Source organism: Streptomyces sp. NPDC058741 (assembly GCF_042746715.1).
GTDB lineage: Bacteria > Actinomycetota > Actinomycetes > Streptomycetales > Streptomycetaceae > Streptomyces.
On the sequence record NZ_JBHYQH010000057.1, the window covers coordinates 14,107 to 32,367 of the forward strand.

At 72.8% G+C, this 18,261-nt stretch carries 23 protein-coding genes and 1 pseudogene; 6 read left to right on the forward strand and 18 right to left on the reverse strand.

Annotated elements, in window-relative coordinates; genetic code table 11:
- Positions 1-292: 292 nt before the first annotated feature.
- Positions 293-1,183: a universal stress protein gene (locus tag ACFW6P_RS29295; protein WP_386425388.1), complete on the forward strand. Its 891-nt coding sequence runs from the start codon at positions 293-295 to the stop codon at positions 1,181-1,183.
- 42 nt (positions 1,184-1,225) lie between these two features.
- Here ACFW6P_RS29295 and ACFW6P_RS29300 read toward each other — a convergent pair whose 3' ends face one another.
- From ACFW6P_RS29300 to ACFW6P_RS29310, 3 genes are all read right to left on the reverse strand, one after another.
- Entirely contained in the window at positions 1,226-2,251 is a 1,026-nt protein-coding gene (locus ACFW6P_RS29300) for a 6-phosphofructokinase (RefSeq protein WP_386354886.1), read from the reverse strand.
- A gap of 151 nt (positions 2,252-2,402) precedes the next feature.
- Positions 2,403-3,398, reverse strand: a complete 996-nt coding sequence (locus ACFW6P_RS29305) for an alpha/beta fold hydrolase (RefSeq protein ID WP_386354884.1) — start codon at positions 3,396-3,398, stop codon at positions 2,403-2,405.
- Between the two features lie 202 nt (positions 3,399-3,600).
- On the reverse strand, positions 3,601-3,783 hold the full coding sequence (locus tag ACFW6P_RS29310; protein ID WP_386354881.1) for a hypothetical protein: 183 nt from the start codon (positions 3,781-3,783) through the stop codon (positions 3,601-3,603).
- A gap of 181 nt (positions 3,784-3,964) precedes the next feature.
- On the opposite strand from ACFW6P_RS29310, the gene ACFW6P_RS29315 reads away from it, so the two are divergent.
- From ACFW6P_RS29315 to ACFW6P_RS29325, 3 genes are all read left to right on the forward strand, one after another.
- Positions 3,965-4,366, forward strand: a complete 402-nt coding sequence (locus ACFW6P_RS29315; RefSeq protein WP_386354878.1) for a DUF2795 domain-containing protein — start codon at positions 3,965-3,967, stop codon at positions 4,364-4,366.
- A gap of 107 nt (positions 4,367-4,473) precedes the next feature.
- Complete coding sequence (locus tag ACFW6P_RS29320; protein ID WP_386425395.1) at positions 4,474-4,881, forward strand: CBS domain-containing protein; 408 nt, start codon at positions 4,474-4,476, stop codon at positions 4,879-4,881.
- Between the two features lie 86 nt (positions 4,882-4,967).
- Positions 4,968-5,510, forward strand: coding sequence for a type 1 glutamine amidotransferase domain-containing protein (locus ACFW6P_RS29325; protein ID WP_386354876.1), 543 nt, complete (start codon positions 4,968-4,970; stop codon positions 5,508-5,510).
- Positions 5,511-5,572: 62 nt separating this feature from the next.
- On the opposite strand, the gene ACFW6P_RS29330 is transcribed toward ACFW6P_RS29325, so the two are convergent.
- Positions 5,573-5,860 (reverse strand): DUF6158 family protein, encoded by a 288-nt coding sequence (locus tag ACFW6P_RS29330; RefSeq protein ID WP_386354873.1) that lies wholly within the window; start codon positions 5,858-5,860, stop codon positions 5,573-5,575.
- 65 nt (positions 5,861-5,925) lie between these two features.
- Here ACFW6P_RS29330 and ACFW6P_RS29335 point away from each other — a divergent pair, with 65 nt between their 5' ends.
- Complete coding sequence (locus tag ACFW6P_RS29335) at positions 5,926-7,023, forward strand: Vms1/Ankzf1 family peptidyl-tRNA hydrolase (RefSeq protein ID WP_386354870.1); 1,098 nt, start codon at positions 5,926-5,928, stop codon at positions 7,021-7,023.
- Between the two features lie 39 nt (positions 7,024-7,062).
- On the opposite strand, the gene ACFW6P_RS29340 is transcribed toward ACFW6P_RS29335, so the two are convergent.
- Both ACFW6P_RS29340 and ACFW6P_RS29345 read right to left on the reverse strand, forming a co-directional pair.
- Complete coding sequence (locus tag ACFW6P_RS29340) at positions 7,063-8,682, reverse strand: ABC-F family ATP-binding cassette domain-containing protein (RefSeq protein ID WP_386354867.1); 1,620 nt, start codon at positions 8,680-8,682, stop codon at positions 7,063-7,065.
- Positions 8,683-8,737: 55 nt separating this feature from the next.
- Entirely contained in the window at positions 8,738-9,280 is a 543-nt protein-coding gene (locus ACFW6P_RS29345) for an MOSC domain-containing protein (protein WP_386354864.1), read from the reverse strand.
- Between the two features lie 195 nt (positions 9,281-9,475).
- Between ACFW6P_RS29345 and ACFW6P_RS29350 the strand changes: the two genes are divergently transcribed.
- Positions 9,476-10,297, forward strand: coding sequence for a class I SAM-dependent methyltransferase (locus tag ACFW6P_RS29350; protein WP_386354935.1), 822 nt, complete (start codon positions 9,476-9,478; stop codon positions 10,295-10,297).
- 46 nt (positions 10,298-10,343) lie between these two features.
- Here ACFW6P_RS29350 and ACFW6P_RS29355 read toward each other — a convergent pair whose 3' ends face one another.
- From ACFW6P_RS29355 to ACFW6P_RS29410, 12 genes and pseudogenes are all read right to left on the reverse strand, one after another.
- Entirely contained in the window at positions 10,344-10,664 is a 321-nt protein-coding gene (locus ACFW6P_RS29355; RefSeq protein ID WP_386354861.1) for a gas vesicle protein K, read from the reverse strand.
- Complete coding sequence (locus tag ACFW6P_RS29360) at positions 10,661-10,849, reverse strand: gas vesicle protein (RefSeq protein ID WP_003994122.1); 189 nt, start codon at positions 10,847-10,849, stop codon at positions 10,661-10,663. Before ACFW6P_RS29360 ends, ACFW6P_RS29355 begins: the two co-directional genes overlap by 4 nt.
- A 16-nt stretch (positions 10,850-10,865) precedes the next feature.
- Positions 10,866-11,621 (reverse strand): GvpL/GvpF family gas vesicle protein, encoded by a 756-nt coding sequence (locus tag ACFW6P_RS29365; RefSeq protein ID WP_386354858.1) that lies wholly within the window; start codon positions 11,619-11,621, stop codon positions 10,866-10,868.
- Positions 11,618-11,956: a gas vesicle protein gene (locus ACFW6P_RS29370; protein WP_356440160.1), complete on the reverse strand. Its 339-nt coding sequence runs from the start codon at positions 11,954-11,956 to the stop codon at positions 11,618-11,620. Before ACFW6P_RS29370 ends, ACFW6P_RS29365 begins: the two co-directional genes overlap by 4 nt.
- Positions 11,953-13,110: an SRPBCC family protein gene (locus ACFW6P_RS29375; protein WP_386354855.1), complete on the reverse strand. Its 1,158-nt coding sequence runs from the start codon at positions 13,108-13,110 to the stop codon at positions 11,953-11,955. Before ACFW6P_RS29375 ends, ACFW6P_RS29370 begins: the two co-directional genes overlap by 4 nt.
- Entirely contained in the window at positions 13,110-13,760 is a 651-nt protein-coding gene (locus ACFW6P_RS29380; protein ID WP_386354852.1) for a DNA primase, read from the reverse strand. The genes ACFW6P_RS29375 and ACFW6P_RS29380 overlap by 1 nt, the downstream gene beginning before the upstream one ends.
- The gene (locus tag ACFW6P_RS29385; protein ID WP_386354849.1) at positions 13,757-14,020 is read right to left on the reverse strand and encodes a gas vesicle protein GvpG; all 264 of its coding nucleotides are present in this window, start codon (positions 14,018-14,020) and stop codon (positions 13,757-13,759) included. Before ACFW6P_RS29385 ends, ACFW6P_RS29380 begins: the two co-directional genes overlap by 4 nt.
- Positions 14,021-14,024: 4 nt before the next feature.
- Positions 14,025-14,798: a GvpL/GvpF family gas vesicle protein gene (locus ACFW6P_RS29390; protein WP_386354846.1), complete on the reverse strand. Its 774-nt coding sequence runs from the start codon at positions 14,796-14,798 to the stop codon at positions 14,025-14,027.
- Positions 14,795-15,217: a gas vesicle structural protein GvpA gene (locus ACFW6P_RS29395; protein ID WP_386354843.1), complete on the reverse strand. Its 423-nt coding sequence runs from the start codon at positions 15,215-15,217 to the stop codon at positions 14,795-14,797. Before ACFW6P_RS29395 ends, ACFW6P_RS29390 begins: the two co-directional genes overlap by 4 nt.
- A 66-nt stretch (positions 15,218-15,283) precedes the next feature.
- Complete coding sequence (locus ACFW6P_RS29400; protein ID WP_386354841.1) at positions 15,284-15,673, reverse strand: gas vesicle protein; 390 nt, start codon at positions 15,671-15,673, stop codon at positions 15,284-15,286.
- 202 nt (positions 15,674-15,875) lie between these two features.
- Positions 15,876-16,132: pseudogene (locus ACFW6P_RS29405) on the reverse strand (ATP-dependent DNA ligase); the annotation flags it as partial.
- Positions 16,129-17,976 (reverse strand): transketolase, encoded by a 1,848-nt coding sequence (locus tag ACFW6P_RS29410; protein ID WP_386425392.1) that lies wholly within the window; start codon positions 17,974-17,976, stop codon positions 16,129-16,131. The pseudogene ACFW6P_RS29405 and the gene ACFW6P_RS29410, both read right to left, overlap by 4 nt.
- Positions 17,977-18,261: the final 285 nt, after the last annotated feature.

The following is an 18,261-nucleotide window of genomic DNA, read 5'->3' on the forward strand; positions in this document are numbered from 1 at the left end:
GCCCCGTGTCCGACCCCGCGCCCAACCCTTGACCGAGCCGTGCCCAACCCCGTGTCCGACCCCGCGCCCAACCCTTGACCGAGCCGTGCCCAACCCCGTGTCCGACCCCGCGCCCAACCCTTGACCGAGCCGTGCCCGACCCCGTGTCCGACCCCGCGCCCTCCCCGCATCCTCCCGCGCCCGGCCCCATGCGCGGTCCGGGCGACGAGGCGGCGCCGTCGTGGAACAGTGGAAGGGACGAGACAGGCGATCGTGACGGTCCGCGCGCGCGGGCCCGGGCGAGGAGGCCGGGATGCGTCAGCCGGTGCTGGTGGGCGTCGACGGGTCCGAGCGCGGCGCGGAAGCCGCCGACTGGGCGGCGCGTGAGGCGGTGCTGCGGGGCGTCGGGCTGCGTCTGCTCCACGCCTCTCCACCGCTTCCCGGGAGTCCCGTGCCGGGCCCCACCCGGGACCGGCTGCACCACATGGGTGCCCGGGTCCTCCAGCGGACGGCCGGGGAGCTCCGTGACCGGCATCCGGAGCTGGACCTGGCCATCGAGCAGTCCGACGAGCCGCCCGCGGCGGCGCTGCTCGCCGCGGCGCGCGAGGCCGGGCTGCTCGTCGTCGGGACCCGCGGGACCGGCGGTTTCGAGGGGCTGGCGGTCGGCTCGGTGGCCCTGCGGACCGCGGCGGCGTCCCGGTGCCCGGTGGTGCTGGTGCCCGCACCGCGGCCCGGCCGCTACGGCAGGGCCGGATCCGGTGAGCACGGCACCGCCCAGGTCGTGCTGGGTCTCGACGCGCACCGGCCGTCCTCGGAGGCGGCGGAGTTCGCGTTCTCGGCCGCCGAGGCGCGCGGGGCCCGGCTGCGGGTGGTGCAGGCCTGGGCCTTCCCCGCTGAGTCTGTCTCGCCCCGGACCCTGGTGGTGACCGAGGAGGACCGCGCCACCTGGGAGGACCAGGAGGTGCTGGGGCTTTCCGACGCCCTGCGCGGCTGGCGGGAGAAGTACCCGGGAGTGAGGACCGCCACCGACGTGATGCTGCTGCATCCCGCCGAGGCGCTGCTGAACGCCTCTCGGGAGGCCGATCTGCTCGTCGTGGGCCGTCGTACCGGTCCGCGCTCGCCCGATGGCCGGCTCGGCCCGGTCACGCACGCGGTTCTGCACCACGCCCGCTGCCCGGTGGCGGTCGTCCCGCACGCTGTGTGAGCGGCGCGGCGAACGCGACGAGGCCCGGGGAGGCCGGACCGGTCAGCCGTAGAACGTCTCGAACTCGTCGTAGAGCGCCGGGTCGACCAGCTTGTTGCGTCCCGTGGCCTCCGAGAGCGGAAGGCGGACGATCCCGGTGCCGCGCAGCGCGACCATGGTGCCGAAGTCGCCGTCCTTGACCGCGTCGATGGCGTGCAGCCCGAAACGCGTGGCCAGCCACCGGTCGAAGGCACTGGGGGTGCCGCCACGCTGGACGTGGCCCAGGACCGTGGTGCGGGCGTCCTTGCCGGTGCGCTCGGAGATCTCGCGGGCCAGCCACTCGCCGATGCCCGACAGCCGTACGTGGCCGAACTCGTCCAGCGACTGGTCCTTGAGGACCATCTGCCCCTCCTTGGGGGCCGCCCCCTCGGCCACGACGACGATCGGCGCGTAGTTGATCTCGAACCGGCTCTGCACCTGCTCGCAGACCTCGTCGATGTCGAACGGCCGTTCGGGGACGAGGATCACGTTGGCGCCGCCCGCGATGCCGGCGTGCAGGGCGATCCAGCCGGAGTGCCGTCCCATCACCTCCACGACCAGGGTCCGCATGTGGGACTCGGCCGTGGTGTGGAGGCGGTCGATGGCCTCGGTCGCGATGCCGACGGCGGTGTCGAAGCCGAAGGTGTAGTCGGTGCCGGAGACGTCGTTGTCGATGGTCTTCGGCACGCCGACGAGGTGGATCCCCTGCCGGCCCAGCTCGGCGGCCGCTCCCAGGGTGTCCTCGCCGCCGATCACGACGAGCGCGTCCACCTCGTGTGCGGCGAGGGTCTCGCGCACCCGCCGCAGTCCGTCCTCGTGCTTGAAGGGGTTGGTGCGGGAGGAGCCGAGGATGGTGCCGCCGCGCGGGAGGATGCCCCGCACCGTGGAGACGTCCAGGGGCACGACGGCGTTCTGCAGCAGTCCGAGCCAGCCGTCCCGCACGCCGACGAAGTCGAAGGCGTACTGCTGGACGCCCTTGCGGACGACGCTGCGGATCACGGCGTTCAGGCCGGGGCAGTCGCCGCCGCCGGTCAGTACTCCGACCCTCATGGGCTCACTCCCGTCCGCTGGACATCCTTCTCCCAGCGTCCCTCCGTTCGCTCGGGCACGGCCACTCGGCGAGGCCCGGCCGGGGGCCCGCCCGCGCCTGCGAGGCGCGCGGGATGTGGGCGACGCGGGCCGTGCGGGAGCGGGCGGCGGGCTACCGGGCCGCTCGCCCGGACAGGGTGGCTTCGAGGATCACGCGGGCGACCAGGTCGGGCGCGTCGTTCATCGGTACGTGCCCGCAGCCCGGCAGCTGCACGAGCTGGGCCCGGGGGATCATGGCCTGGACGCGGGCGGCCTGGCGGGGCGGCAGCACACGGTCGCAGGCGCCCCAGGCGACGGTGACGGGCACGTCGGGGATGTCTCCGGTGAACAGGGCGGGCGCCCGGCCGGCCCGCAGGGTCGCGCCGAAGGCGGTGGCGTCCCGCAGGGCGCGCAGATCGGTGATCAGCGTCTCGGTGGGGCAGCTGTCCGGCAGGCCGTTGATGGTGCCGGCCAGGGCGTTGCGCACGGCCGACGTCCCCGCCAGCCGGACCACGACGCCCTCGGGCAGCCACCGCACGCTCTGCCGGGCCGTGGTGAGCATCGCGTAGGTGTGCCGCCGTTCCGCCTCGGTCCAGAACCCGGCCGGTGCGAGGGCCGTCACGCTGCGGGCGAGTCCGGCCTGTCCGAGGTGCAGGGCGATCAGCCCGCCCAGCGAATGCCCGACCACGTGCGGGCGCTCCACGCCGAGTTCCTTGAGCACGGCCCCCAGCCAGGCCACCGCGGTCCGCAGGTCGTGCGGCACCCCCGGACCAAGGTCGGGCGACTCGCCGAACCCGGGGAGGTCGACCGCGATCGTGCGATGCCGTCCGGCCAGCTGCGGCACGACCGCGTCCCAGGCGTGCCGGTGGTGCCCGACACCGTGCAGCAGGAGCAGTGGTTCGCCCTCCCCGCGCTGCTCGTACGCCACGGTCACCGGCCCCAGTCCGAGGGCGCGGCCCTGGACGAACGACGCGGGACTCTTCGCGGCGGTGTCCTCACCGACGCGGCGGTACGCGCCCAGGAGCAGGGGCTGCGTCGCACTCCAGCGGCCGCGGAGGTAACCCGCCGCCGCGCGGACCGAGCGGCCCGGCCGGTCCGCGGCGGCGATGAACGAAGAGATCAGGGCCATGGTCCGACACCTACCTCACCGTAGGGCGCACCTTCACCAGAAGGGAGCGCTGTCACGATGGTACGTCCGGTAGGTCCACGGCCGCGGCCGGAGCGGCTGCCCGGGGGGCCGTGAGGGCTCTGCCGCCGGGACTCGTCGGGGCGTGCCGACGCCGCCGGCCCACGGGTCGGCGGACGGGGGCGGTCGTGCGGGCTGGGCGGTCTCAGACCGTAGGGGTACCGGCGGTCCCGGGCGCGGCCACGGCGGCCGGGACCGGGGACGGGGCGGCCCCGGCCGGCTCGCGGCCCCGGGCCTCTTCCTGCGGCAACAGCAGTTCCTCTATGCGGCCCATCATCAGCACCACGCCCAGCATGAGCAGCGGGATGATCACAGCGAGCAGCGCCATGGCATGTCCTTCCCCAGGGAGGTGTGGGGGGTGCGCGGTCCGGGTCTCCCGGAGACGGTGACGCAAACCAGTGCGAACGGCTGCGATCGGCGGCGCTCAGCGGCGATCGGAACCCCCGATCCTGTGTCGCCTCCCGGGGTTCGGGTACGCGGTGCGGGCCCCCGAACCTCTGGAGGGAGACATGCAGCGAGGCAGCGACCGGCTGAGCGTCCACCGGGACGACGAGATGAAGCACGAACTGCGGGGGCTGCTCAGGTCCGGGCACCCCACGCGCAGTGAGGAGTGGCACGACCCGGAACCGACCGCCGAGGACGACCCGGAGGTCGCGTCCGGGCCGGTGACGCCGAGCCGTGCGCCGACGTCCCTGGAGTCGGTGCGGCTGGAGCTGGCCCGGATCCTGGGCCGCAGGGCGTTTCCCGCGAGCGCGGGAGAACTGGTGCGCGCGTTGCGCGGCCACCAGGCTCGCGACGCGCTCGTCGAGGACCTGGAGCGGCTGCCGCACCGGGAGCGCTACGGCACCGTGCAGGAGCTGGCGGAAGCGCTGGTCCGGGTCAGGGAGACCGGCCCGGAGGAGTACGCGTAGCGGCCGCCGGGTGCACCGTGTCGCGCGCCGGGAGGTGCGCCGCGGTGCCCCCGCCGGCCTGGTCGGGGACGGAGGGCCCAGTGAAGGCCGAGTCGGTGAAGGACGTGATGACCCCGGGTGTCGTCGCCGTGCGCCCGGACGCCTCGCTCGTCGAGGCGGCGCTGCTGATGCGCTCGCAGAACATCGGCGCCGTGGTGGTGGCCGACGGGCAGGACGTGATCGGTGTGCTCACCGATCGCGACATCACGGTGCGGGTGGTGGCCGACGGCTCCGACCCGATGACGGTGAGCGCGCGGGCCGTGTGCACGAAGGACCCGGTGACGGTGGGCCCGGAGGACCGGGTGGCGACCGCGGTGACGCTGATGCGGGAGCACGCGGTGCGTCGGCTGCCGGTGGTGGAGAACGGACTGCCCGTCGGGATCGTGAGCCTCGGTGACGTGGCCGAGGCCGAGGACCCCGCCTCGGCGCTCGCCGGCATCAGCCGCGCCGTGCCGAGCGCCTGGAGCGGCCCCTGAGCGCACCAGGGCGGCAACGGTGCGCGCACGGGAGCACCGGACACATGCAGAGCAATGCAGAGCAACAGGAGAGGACATCGAACATCATGCGTATCGCGTTTCTGGTCGCACCCGAGGGCGTCGAGCAGGTCGAGCTGACCGAGCCGTGGCAGGCGGTGAAGGACGCCGGTCACGAGCCCGTGCTGGTGTCGACGAAGCAGGGGGAGGTCCAGGCGTTCCACCACCTGGACAAGGCGGACACCTTCCCGGTCGACGAGGTCGTGGGTGACGCCTCGCCCGGCTCGTTCGGCGGTCTGGTGCTGCCGGGCGGTGTCGCCAACCCGGACTTCCTGCGCATGGACGGCGAGGCCGTGGCGTTCGTCCGGGACTTCTTCGAGCAGGGCCGCCCCGTCGCGGCGATCTGCCACGCGGCGTGGACGCTGGTCGAGGCCGACGTCGTGCGCGGGCGGGTGCTGACCTCGTGGCCGAGCCTGCGGACGGACATCCGCAACGCGGGCGGCACCTGGGTGGACGAGCAGGTGAAGGTCTGCGACCACGGTGCCGGCAAGCTGGTCACCAGCCGCAAGCCGGACGATCTGAAGGCGTTCTGCGAGACGTTCCTGGACGTGTTCGCGGCGCAGGCCGCCTGAGGGCGTGCGCTCCGGTCCGGTCAGGGCTGGCGGGCCCTGGCCGGTAAGGCCTTGCGAGGGGCTCAGGTGCCGGGGGTCGTGGGAGTCACCGACTGCCCGCTCCCGCGCTCCCGGGCCCCTTCGCGCGTGCGGCCAGCGGCCACCGTGCGGTGCGGGTTGCGCCGCAGGTACTCGCCCTCGAGTTGCGCCATGCGCTCGTTGTGGGCCCGCAGCGCGTCGTTCGAGCCGTACAGCAGCGTGTCGTGGCGCGTGCGGTGGATCGTCTCCAGTTCCTTCATGAGCTGCTGGTCGTCCAGCCGGTCAGGGTCCACTCCGGTCATCGCGTCGCCCCGCTCGTCGTGTTCGTTCACGCGGTCCGGGTACCCGCCCCGGGAGCAACTGAGCACCACCCCCGAGCGGCATCCGGAGGGAAGCCATGGATCTCGCTTTTCTGCACCCACTCTACGAACGTCCCGGTCCTTGGGCCTCCGTGTACGTGGACACCTCCCGGCATACGGAGGACACCCCCCACGAGCGGCGGCTGACGGCCCGGGCGATGGCGAGGGGGCTCGCCTCGCAGGGCGCGGACGAGGCGACCTGCCGGGCCGTGCGGAGCGCGGTCGAGGATCTGCGGCACTCTTCCGAACCGCACGGACGGGCCCTCTTCGCCCGGGCCGGCGAGGTGGTCCTCGATCCGCCGCTGGTCCGCGCCCCCCGGGCCGACCGGGCCGAATGGGCGCCGCTGCCCCGGGTCGCGCCGCTGCTGGAGCTGGCCGGCGAGGACCCGGTGTGCGTCGTGGCGTACGTGGACCGCAAGGGCGCGGACTTCGAGCTGCGCAACGCGCTGGGCCGGGAGGACGCGGGCGGTGTGACCGGCCGGCAGTGGCCGGTGCACCGGACCAGTTCGGTGGACTGGTCCGAGCGGCACTTCCCGCTGCGGGTGGAGAACACGTGGGAGCACAACGCCGCGGAGATCGCCGACGCGCTGGCCGTGTGCCAGGAGGAGACGCGGGCCGACCTGCTGATCCTCGTCGGTGAGGACCGCGAGCGGAAGTCCGTGCGCGAGCGGCTGCCCAAGCGGCTGCGCGACCTCGTCGTCGACGCGCCGCACGGCACCGGCAGCCGGCTGCTCGACGCGGACGTGGAGCGGGCCCGCGCGGAGCACGTGGCACGACGGGCCGAGGCGGAGCTGGATCGGTTCCGGGCCGGGCGCACCCCGGACGACGAGGGCCGGGCGGCGGCCGTGGAGGGCGTCCCCGCGCTGGTCGAGGCGGCGCGCGAGCATCGCGTCGACGAACTGCTGATCCGGGTCGACGGGCCCGACGCGCACCGCCAGGTGTGGATCGGGGAGGATGCGGACCAGCTGGCGGTGCGGCGGACGGACCTGAAGATCCTGGGCGAGCAGCACGCGTGGCCGGCCCGGGCGGACGACGCCCTGATCCGCTCCGCGGTGGCGACGGACGCCTCCGCGCTGTCCGTGTCGGAGCAGGAGGTGCCGGTGGGCGGCCTGGGGGCGCTGCTGCGCCGGCCGTGAGCGGGAGCGGGGCCGCTGGGGACCGCCTGACGACGGTTCCTAGCGGGCCCGCTCCACGCGGCGTTCGTCCCAGACCGGGTCCGGGGTCTCCCGGACCCGGCCGTCGCTGCCGAAGACCAGGAAGCGGTCGAAGGAGCGGGCGAACCAGCGGTCGTGGGTCACCGCGAGGACGGTGCCCTCGAAGGCTCCCAGGCCCTCCTGGAGGGCCTCGGCGGACTCCAGGTCGAGGTTGTCCGTCGGTTCGTCCAGCAGCAGCGCGGTCACGCCCTGGAGTTCCAGCAGCAGGATCTGGAAGCGGGCCTGCTGCCCTCCGGACAGTCTGCCGAACGGCTGCTCGGCCTGGTGGGTCAGTTCGTAGCGGCGCAGGCGGGACATCGCGGCGCCGCGGTCCTGTGCGTGTTCCTTCCACAGGATGTCCAGGAGTGTGCGGCCCTCCAGCTCCGGGTGGGCGTGGGTCTGGGCGAAGTGGCCGGGTACGACCCGGGCGCCCAGTTTCCAGTTCCCCGTGTGCGCCACGTCGTCGCCGGCGAGCAGGCGCAGGAAGTGCGACTTGCCGGAGCCGTTGGAGCCGAGGACCGCGACGCGCTCGCCGTAGAAGACCTCCAGGTCGAAGGGTTTCATCAGGCCCGTGAGCTCCAGCTGCTCGCAGGTGACGGCCCGGACTCCGGTGCGGCCGCCCTTGAGCCGCATCCTGATGTCCTGCTCGCGGGGCGGCTCCGGGGGCGGGCCGGCCTCCTCGAACGTGCGCAGCCGCGTCTGGGCGGCCTGGTAGCGGGACGCCATCTCGTGGCTGACGCTGGCGGCCTGGCGCAGGTTCAGCACCAGCTTCTTCAGCTGGGCGTGCTTCTCGTCCCAGCGGCGGCGCAACTCCTCGAAGCGGGCGAAGCGTTCGCGGCGGGCCTCGTGGTACGTGGCGAAGCCGGCGCCGTGGATCCAGGCGTCGGCTCCGGCCGGGCCGGGCTCCAGGGAGACGATCCGCTGCGCGGCGCGGGCGAGGAGTTCGCGGTCGTGGGAGACGAACAGGACGGTCTTGCGGGTCTCGGCCAGTCGCTCCTCCAGCCAGCGCTTGCCGGGGACGTCGAGGTAGTTGTCGGGCTCGTCGAGGAGGAGGACCTCGTCCGTGCCGCGCAGCAGGGCCTCCAGGACGAGGCGTTTCTGCTCTCCGCCGGAGAGGGTGCGCACCTGCCGCCACTGCGCCTTGTCGTAGGGGATGCCGAGCGCCGCCGTGGTGCAGATGTCCCACAGCGTCTCGGCCTCGTAGCCGCGGACCTCCGCCCAGTCGGCGAGGGCCTGCGCGTAGCGGAGCTGGGCCGCCTCGTCGTCGACGGTCATGACGGCGTGCTCGGCGGCGTCGACGGCGCGGGCCGCTTCGCGGATGCGGGGGGCCGCGACGGAGACGAGCAGGTCGCGCACGGTCGTCTCGTCCCGGACGGAGCCGACGAACTGCCGCATGACGCCGAGGCCGCCGCCGACGGTGACGGACCCGGCGTGCGGTCTGATCTCCCCGGCGAGCATCCTGAGCAGGGTCGTCTTCCCGGCACCGTTGGGTCCCACCAGGGCCACGACCGCCCCCTCCCCCACCCGGAACGAGACGTCACCCAGCAGGGCCCTCCCGTCGGACAGGTGGTACTCCAGGTGCGCGACTTCGAGGTGACCCATGGGCGCGATTGTCCGTTGCGGCGCGCGAGCAGGGCAAACACATTTCCGGGGAGCGTCAGACGCGCTCCAGCGGGCGGTGCGCCCCCGACCGGAGCTCCACCTCGACGGGGTCGCCGGGCCGGACGACACCGCCCTCGCGCACCACACTCATGATCCCGGCCTTGCGTACGAGGTTCCCCTCCTGGTCGCGCCCGACCACCTGCTTCAGCAGCCCGTCCCGGAAGGCGTCGATCTGCTGGCAGGGGTTGCGCAGACCGGTGACCTCCAGGACCGCGCCGCCGCCGAGGCGGAGCAGCGTGCCGGTCGGCAGTCCGAGCAGGTCGAGGCCCCGCGTGGTGATGTTCTCGCCGAGGTCCCCGGGGCCCACCTCGAATCCCGCCTCGCCGAGCTCGGCGAACAGTTCCTCGTGCATCAGGTGCACCTGCCGCAGGTTCGGCCGGGTCGGGTCCTGCGCGACGCGCGAGCGGTGCCTGACCGTCACCCCGGCGTGCACGTCCCCCTCCACGCCGAGCCCGGCCAGCAGCCGGATGCTGTCGCGGTTCGGCTTGCTGAACGAGTACTCCCCGTTGCTGCTGACCGCCGTCACTCGACCGCTCATGCCCGTCCCCCCTGTTCGGCGATGCTGATCAGCCGGAGCCTGCCCCGGCGCGCTCGGTGTGTCCACCCCGCCCTCACCGGGTGAGCCGTCGAGTGACGTACCGTCAGTCCATATGGCAGGACGCGGGTCTCATTATTCGGCGGTCGCGTCTACGGTGATCCCATGCCGACCGGAACGGAAGGGGTGGGGTCCGCCATGCCGGAACCACGGGAGACCGCCGTCTACACGCACGGGCACCATGAGTCGGTGCTGCGCTCGCACACCTGGCGGACCGCCGCCAACTCGGCGGCTTACCTGCTGCCTTCGCTCAAGCCGCACATGAGGATCCTGGACATCGGCTGCGGCCCCGGCACGATCACCGCCGACCTGGCGGAGCTGGTGCCGGACGGGCACGTCACCGGGGTCGACCGGGTGCCGGAGATCCTGGAACGGGCTCGGGCCGCGGCGGCCGGCCGCGGGCTCGCCAACCTGGACTTCGCGGTCGCCGACGTGCACGCCCTGGACTACCCGGACGACACGTTCTGCGTCGTGCACGCCCACCAGGTGCTCCAGCACGTGGGAGACCCGGTGGGGGCGCTGCGGGAGATGCGGAGGGTCACCAAGCCCGGCGGATTCGTGGCCGTGCGGGACGCCGACCACGCGGCCATGACCTGGTATCCGCCGTCCGGCGGGCTGGACGCGTGGCGGGAGCTCTACCGCCGGGTCGCCCGCGCCAACGGCGGGGAGCCGGACGCCGGGCGCCGGCTGCGGGCCTGGGCGCTGCGGGCCGGGTTCACGGACGTCACCGCGACCAGTGGCACCTGGACCTTCGCCACCCCCGGGGAGCGGGAGTGGTGGAGCGGGCTGTGGGCCGACCGGACGGTGGAGTCGGCGTACGCGGACCGGGCCGTGCGGGGCGGGCACGCGAGCGCGCGGGAGCTGCGGGGCCTGGCCGATGCCTGGCGGGAGTGGGGCGCGCGGGAGGAGGGGTGGTTCGCCGTGCTGCACGGAGAGATCCTGTGCCGGAAGCCGGACTGAACGAGGCAGGGATCCGTGCGGCTGCGCGCCGCCTCCCCGGGGCGCGTCAGTCCCTGGGAAGCAGCGGCCCGAGCGGCCCCAGGTCCAGGTTGAGGTCCTCGGGCAGCAGACCGTAGCGGTCGCGCAGTTCCGCCATGCGCTCCTCGAGCAGCATGAGCGTCAGCCCGATCCGCTCCTCCTGCTCCTCGCTGAGGTCGCCCACGTCGAAACGGCGCAGCGCCTGGCGCTCCATGAGCTGGCGCAGCAGCTCCACCACCGTCAGCACGAGCTTGATCAGGTCGCGCTCGACGGTGTCGGGCTCCAGCTCCAGCCGGTTGCCGCCCGGGCGGGGCTCGTGCGGGGGGTTCTCGGGCTCCGGGGACGTCACAGCAACTCCTCGAACGGTGAGGGCACCTGCGCGTTCACCGAGCTGATCAACGCGTTGAGATCGATACGGACGAGGTCGACATCGGCGATCCGCAGCGTGATGTCCCCGGTGATGACGACCCCGCCGGCGAGCAGCCGGTCGAGCAGGTCCACGAGGGCGACCTCACGGCGTTCCACGACGGTCACGACTTCTCCTCGCCGGTCATGCGGTGTCTCCCGCGAACGAGTAGGCCGCCCACGGGCCGGTGAGTTCGACCCTCATCCCGGGCACCTCGCCCTTGGTGCGGTCCACCAGTTCCACGAACTCCTCGGAGTGCGCGCGGGGGACGAGGTAGGCGGCGTTCAGCACGTTCCTGCCCGTCGCCTTCGACAGCGCGGGATTCTGCGGAGCGTGCAGCCGGGAGTCCTCCGCGAAGGCGGACAGCTCTTCGTGCAGACGGGTCGAGAAACGCTCGGCCTTCTGCCACATCTCCTCGTGCGATCGGGTCTGCATACGGCGCTGCCGCAGGTAGTCCCGGCCCGACGCGGCCTTCTGCGCGGGCCGGGCGCTCTCCTGCGGTTCGGACTCGGCGTACACCTTGACGCCCCACTCGACGCGGCCCTCCAGCCGGTCGAGTGTGCGCAGGAACTCCTCCTCGCGGGCCTCCATCATCGTCCGTACGCCGCTGTCGTCGTGGAAGACGGTGCCGAGCCGCAACGGCAGCGGGGTCGTGACGGTGGTGAGCGCGTCGATGACGCCCTGGTGGGCCCGCGCGGTGGCGGTGAGCCAGTCCAGGTCCTCCAGATGCGCGCGGAGCGGTTCCTCCGCGAAGTCCCGCTCCGGCACATGGCTGACGACGGCCACGAGGCCGCGGTGGGTCAGCGCCCTGGGCGGGTCACCGGCCACCCCCGTGAGCTGGGCCTGGAGCGGCGTTCCGAAGGGGCGGCAGACGGCGTAGACGTACCGCAGTCCGGTCACGGTGCCTCCTTCTTCTCCGCGCGGCCGGGCTCCAGCTCCTCCAGCCGCGCCAGCCTCTCGCGCAACTCGGCGTTCTCACGGGTCAGTTCGTCACGACGGGCCCGCGAGGAGAGCGACGGGTCGCTCTCCCACCAGTCGATGCCCATCTCCTTCGCCTTGTCCACGGACGCCACGATCAGCCGGAGCTTGATGGTGAGCAGTTCGATGTCGAGCAGGTTGATGCGGATGTCGCCCGCGATCACGATGCCCTTGTCGAGCACCCGTTCCAGGATGTCGGCGAGATTGGCGCCGCCGCCCTGGCCGTAGGGTTCGGGCATCCTGCTGGGCATCGTCATCGCCGGCTCCCCGCCTCCGCGTGCTCGTCCTCGTACTCCTCGGCGTCCTCGTCCTCGTACTCACCCTCGGGCTCGTCCTCGGACCCCTCCTCGGGCTCCTCCTCGTCCTCGTACTCGCCCTCCGGCTCCTCGTCGTATCCGGCCTCTTCCTCTTCCTCGTCCTCGTACTCGCCCTCGGGCTCCTCCTCGGACCCCTCCTCGGGCTCCTCCTCGTCCTCGTACTCGCCCTCCGGCTCCTCGCCCTCGGGGTGCTGCTCCTCCGCCTCGGACTCCTCCTCGGCGACGGCGTCATCGTGGCTGCGGACGACCTCGCCGTCGCGGATCTCTCCGCGCCAGCCGTCCTTCGCCTCACCCTTGATCGTGATGAAGCGCACGAAGTTCTTCAGGTCGAGCCGGGCGCGACGGCCCTGGGCACGCCAGATGTTGCCGGTCTTCTCGAACAGGCCGGAGGGGTAGTACTCGATGACCAGCAGCACGCGGGTGAGGTTCTCACCGAGCGAGTGGAAGGAGACCACGCCCTTCGTGGTGCCCTTGGCTCCCTCCGACGTCCACGCGATGCGGTCGTCGGGGACCTGCTCGGTCGTCTTCGCCTTCCAGCTGCGGTTGGACCACCAGATCTTCGCCTGCCAGTCCGAGGTGGTGTCGTCGGCGCGGCTCGCGCTCTTGACACCCTTGGCGAAGGTGCTGAAGTCCTGGTACTGCGTCCACTGGTCGTAGGCGGTGCGCACCGGCACGCCGACGTCGATGTGCTCGATGATGACGGTGGGCTTGCTGCCGGAGCCGCTCTTGCCCTTCTTGCCCTTGCCGCCGCCGACCAGGTTCTTGAAGCCGTCGGTGACCTTGTCCTTGAGGTGTGAGCCGCCGGTCTCCATTGCGGCGCGCAGCGGTCCCTTGCCCTGAGCCAGCTTGCGGCCGCCGTCGAGAGCGAGCTTGCCGAAACCGGGGCTGTTGCCCTCGGCGATGTCGTTCAGCTTGCCGGTGGTCTCTCCCAGCTTGTGGCCGACGCCGGTGAGCAGACGCGTGGCCTGGGCCGCGAGGTACTCCTGCAACTCGGCCTTGAGCCGGTCGACGGCCTCGCTGTGGGCCACCTCGGTGAGCGGGTTCTTGGACGCTCCGCGCGCGGCGGAGGACGCCGATCCGACGGTGTCGGCCATCACTCACCGCCTCCCTTCGACGTCCGGGAGCGGGCGCTGCCGCCCCTGCTGCCGGCGGTCGCCTTCTTCGCGGCCGTGGTCTTCTTCGCCACCGTCCTGCGGGCCGCCGTCTTCTTGGCGGGCGCCTTCCTGGCGGCCTTCTTGGCGGGGGCCTTCTTCGCCGGCGCCTTCTTGGCGGGTTCCTTCCGCGCCTCGGGTTCCGACTCGCCCTCCTCCTCGGGACCGGAGTCCTCGCGGTCCTCGGCCTCGGGCTCCTCGTCCTCCCGCTCCTCGGCCTCGGGCTCCTCCTCGTACTCGTCCTCGTCGGCGTCCTCGTCGCGCCGGCCGGACACCGCCCCCGACAACTGGTCGCGCATCTGGGCGGTACGACCGTGCAGACGGTCGGCGAGCGCGTCGATCTGGCGCTCGACCATCGCCCCGGAGGCCGCCTTGCCGACGCCGCGCAGGTCCTCGCGCAGCTGGTCGCCGATCTCCTTGAACTGCGGGTTGTTCCGCAGCTGCTGCTGGAGCAGGTCCGCGACCATGCGCGGGCTCAGGTTCAGCTTCTTACCGGCGACCAGGCCGCCGACGGCCACCGCCATCTTCAGCTTTTTGGTACGTCCCAGGAGATATCCGGCCCCCACCGCGAGGCCCAGTCCCATTCGGTTCATCGTGTTGTCCCGTTGCCTGTTCCCGCGCTCCTGCGCGAAGCGGTCTCCAACCGGTCGAGGAGGTCGTCCTCAAGTCGGTCGAACTCTTCCTCGGTGATCTCTCCGGCCTCCAACTGCTCCTCGAGGCGGGCCAGTTCGGCCCGGACCGTAGCGGGGTCGTAGTAGATCCGCTCTGCCTCCTGGAGTACCTGTCCGATGGCCCAGGCGCTGCCGCGTGCCGGTGCGAGCGGCAGCAGCAGCACCTCGGAGATCAGGCCCATGTCGTCACCCCGCTCCGGTGTCCGTGCCGCTCGCCGCGGTGCTCGCGTGCTCGGCCGGACCGGGCTCGACGAAGCTGTACGGCGGCAGCGGGCCGTTGACCCGCACCTCCAGGTGCGGCATGTCCCTGCGAAGCTGCTCGACCGCGGCCAGGAAGGAGTCGGCCGCCTCCCGGTTCACCAGGTACGACACGTTCGCCAGCCAGCCGGTGGACTCGGGGCCCACGCTCACGTCGTCGGCGGCCCCTTCCAGGGCACGCTCCACCGCGGCGCCGTCGTCGGCCTCCTTGGCCTTGACCGCGGCGGCGACCATCTCGCCGAGCCGGATCTTGTCGTCGTAACTGCCCCCGCCTGCCTGCCGGTTGGCCTCCGCGAGACCGCGGATGTCGGGGCTCTCGGCCATCACCTGATGCAGGACGGCCTCTTCGACGTGATTGGCCTTGACGTTGTACTCGACGCAGTTGTCGAGGGCACGCAGCCGCTCCTTGTAGTGCTCGGCACGCTCGGCGAGCACCCCGGTGACGGACTTGTCGTCCGGGGCGACACTGCCGAAGCGCATCGGCAGGACGCATCCGGCGGCGCCCGCCTCGCTGAGCACGTTCTGGTGGGCGAGCAGGTCCTTGCGCTTGGGCCGCAGCCCCTCCGGGGCGTCACTGACGACGGCCGCCAGGTCGCCCTCCCGCAGGATCCGCACCTGTCGGGGCGGGTCGCCCACACCGCCCGTGCCCTCGGGGAGGGCCGGATGCGAGCTCGCCGCGATGCCGTAGACGTAGGTGCTCACTCCTGCTCCTCCTTCCGGCGAGCCGACGTCTTGCGGGCTCGCGGACGCGACTCCGTCTCACTCTCGCCGCGCCCCTGCTTGAAGGCGTCGGAGATGGTCTCGGCGGCACCGGAGAGCGCCCCCTTGGACTTGCCCCGGGCGCCGGACTCGGTCATCTCCCCGACCAGGTCGGGCAGGCCCGGGTCCTTGCGCGGCCCGGACTCCAGGTCGAGGCGGTTGCACGCCTCGGCGAATCGCAGATACGTGTCGACGCTGGCTACGACCACACGGACGTCGATCTTGAGGATCTCGATACCCACCAGGGACACACGAACGAACGCGTCGATCACGAGCCCCCTGTCCAGAACGAGCTCAAGCACGTCGTAGAGGCCGCTGCTGCCGCCTCCGCCACCGGACTGCTGAGCCGGTACGACACTCATGCCGGATCTTCCTCCTTGTGTATGCGTACGGGTTCTTGTGCATGCGTACGGGTTCGGTCGGGCGGCCTAGCGGCCGCCGGACCTGCGCGCGTCGGAACGACCGCGTTCGTAGCGGCGGACGCGCCGGTAGCCCGTGAGCTGCCCCTCGCTGTCGAGCTCCACCTGGTAGCTCGCCATCAGACTCATCGTGTCCGGCACGCGCTCGAGCTCGAGCACCTCGACCTCCAGCGCCCAGCCGTCCTCCGTCTGCTCGAAGGACGACACGGACTCGGCCTCCATGCCGGTGAGTTCCGCGAGCTGGCCGCGCGCCTGGCGCAGCACCTCCATCGGGCTCGGCCGCTTCGGGGCGGACCGGGTCTGCTTCGTCCTGCTGGTCCTTCTGGTACTGCTCGAATCCTGTGAGCCCTGAGCCTTCTGTGAACTCTGTGGCTCTTGCGTGTTGTTTGTGTTCGACATGGCCACCTCCCCCTCCGTGTGGCCGCAAGCGTGTTCGCCAAACCTCCATGGGCGCACGCATCTGCCACCCGCCCGGCCGGAGGCGGGTCGTGTCAGCCCCGCAGGGCCTCCAGCCGCCGCCGGGCCGGACCCAGCGAGCGTCCCCGGCCGAGCAGTCCCGACCAGGGATCCGGGCGGGCCTGCTCGACGGCGTCGACGCGGCCCATTCACGCGGGCGGTGCTCCGGGGTGTTCTTCTGCATGGCGGTCCGTCGAGCCCGTCCGGGTGCCGCTGCAGCATCAGCGGCCGACCGCGCAGGTGAGGCAGCAGGAAGGGCGCGACGGCACGGTGGTACCCCACCAGGTCGCCCTTGGTGTATAGCGCGGCGCCCCCGCCGCCGGGGAAGGGCACCTTGTCCGGCCGGTGCACCTCCACCGTGCGGCGGCCCGCCCGCACCGTCACCCCGTCTTCGCCGCTCACCGCACGACCGCCTCCTCGACCAGCAGCCGTCCGGCCGCCGCGATGGACTCCGCGTCGATGCCCGCGGCGCGCAGCTGCTCCTCGGGGGACGCCGAGCCGGGCATCGCCCGTACGGCCAGCCGCACCAGGCGCGGCACGGGCCGTCCGTCGGTGAAGGCGTCGAGGACCGCGTCGCCGATGCCGCCCTCGGGGTGGTGGTCCTCCACCGTCACCAGGCAGCCGGTCTCCTGGGCGGCCCGGCGCAGCGTGGCCCGGTCGACGGGCTTCACCGAGTACAGGTCGACGACCCGCGCGCGGATGCCCTCCTGCTCCAGGGCGTCGGCGGCGGCCAGCGCCTCGTGCACGGTGACGCCCGCCGCGACCAGGGTCAGCCGGTCCTCGCCGGAGGCGCGCAGCACCTTGCTGCCGCCGACCGGGAAGTCCTCACCGGGGCCGTAGACCACCGGGCTCTCGCCGCGCGAGGTGCGCAGATAGCGGATGCCCTCCAGACCGGCCATGGCGCCGACCAGCCGCGCGGTCTGGTTGGCGTCGCATGGGTACAGCACGGTCGAGCCGTGCACCGCCCGCATCATGGCCAGGTCCTCCAGGCCCATCTGGCTGGGCCCGTCCTGGCCGATGGCGACGCCTGCGTGGGAGCCGACGAGGTTGATGCCGGAGCCGCTGACGGAGGCCATGCGGATGAAGTCGTACGCCCGGGTCAGGAACGCCGCGAACGTGGCGGCGTACGGCACCCAGCCGCGGGACGCGAGCCCCACGGCGGAGGCGACCAGCTGCTGCTCGGCGATGTAGCACTCGAAATAGCGGTCGGGGTGCTCCTTGGCGAAGAACTCGGCGCGGGTGGAGTCGCCGACCTCGCCGTCCAGGGCGACGATGTCGCCGCGGCCGGTGCCGAGCGCGGCCAGCGCCTCGCCGAACGCGTTGCGGGTGGCGACCTCCTCGCCCTCGTCCCAGGTGGGGAGCTCGAAGCCGCCCGTCTGGACGGAGTGCAGCATGCGGGCGGCGGGCGGCTCCTGCACCCGGACGCGGAGGTCCCGGGGCCCGCCGAGCTCGGCGATCGCGTCCTCGGCCTCCGGCAGCGGCTTGCCGTGCAGGCCCTCGCGGTCCTCGACGGCCTCGACGCCCTTGCCTTTGAGGGTGCGGGCGAGGATCGCGGTGGGCTGGCCCTTGGTGGAGGCGGCCTCGCCGTAGGCGCGATCGACGGCGTCCACGTCGTGGCCGTCCACCTCGATGGTGTGCCAGTCGAACGCCCGGAAGCGGCGGGCGTAGGCGTCGAGGTCGTGTCCGTGCCGGGTGGGGCCGCGCTGGCCGAGCCGGTTGACGTCGACGATCACGGTGAGGTTGTCCAGGTGCTCGTGCCCGGCGTGCTCGGCGGCCTCCCACACGGATCCCTCGGCCATCTCGCTGTCGCCGCACAGCACCCAGGTGCGGTAGCCGGTGCGGTCCAGCCGCTTGCCCGCCAGGGCGATGCCGACGCCGACGGGCAGGCCCTGCCCGAGCGAGCCGGTGGCCGTCTCGACCCACGGCAGGCGTTGCGGGGTGGGGTGCCCCTCGAGACGGCTGCCTTGCTCGCGGAAGGTGAGCAGCTCCTCGTCGTCGATGGCGCCGGCCGCCTTGTACGCGGCGTACAGCAGCGGCGAGGCGTGGCCCTTGGACAGCAGGAAGCGGTCGTTGCCGGGGTGGGCCGGGCGGTCGAAGTCGTAGCGGAAGTGGCGGGCGAGCAGCACGGCCACGAGGTCCGCGGCGGACATCGAGGAGGTCGGATGCCCTGAGCCCGCGGCGGCGGCCTCCCGCACGCTGTCCACCCGCAGCTGCTGAGCGAGGTCGGTGAGTTCACCGGTGTTCATGAGTCTCCTTTCGCGGAGCCGTCCGGAAGGTCGTCGCGCTTGACGGGGCCGGGGGCGGGGGCGGTCTCGGGCCCCGGCGGTGGCTGTTCGGGCGGGGGGTGAGGGGTGGGGACGGGCTGGTTTCTGGCGGGCCCACCACCGGGCTGGCTCCGCGCGGGCTCACCACCCGGCCGGCTCTTCGCAGGCTCACCACCCGGCCGGCTCTTCGCAGGCTCACCGCCCGGCTGGTTCTTCGCAGGCTCACCACCCGACCGGCTCCGCGCGGGCTCACCACCCGGCTGGTTC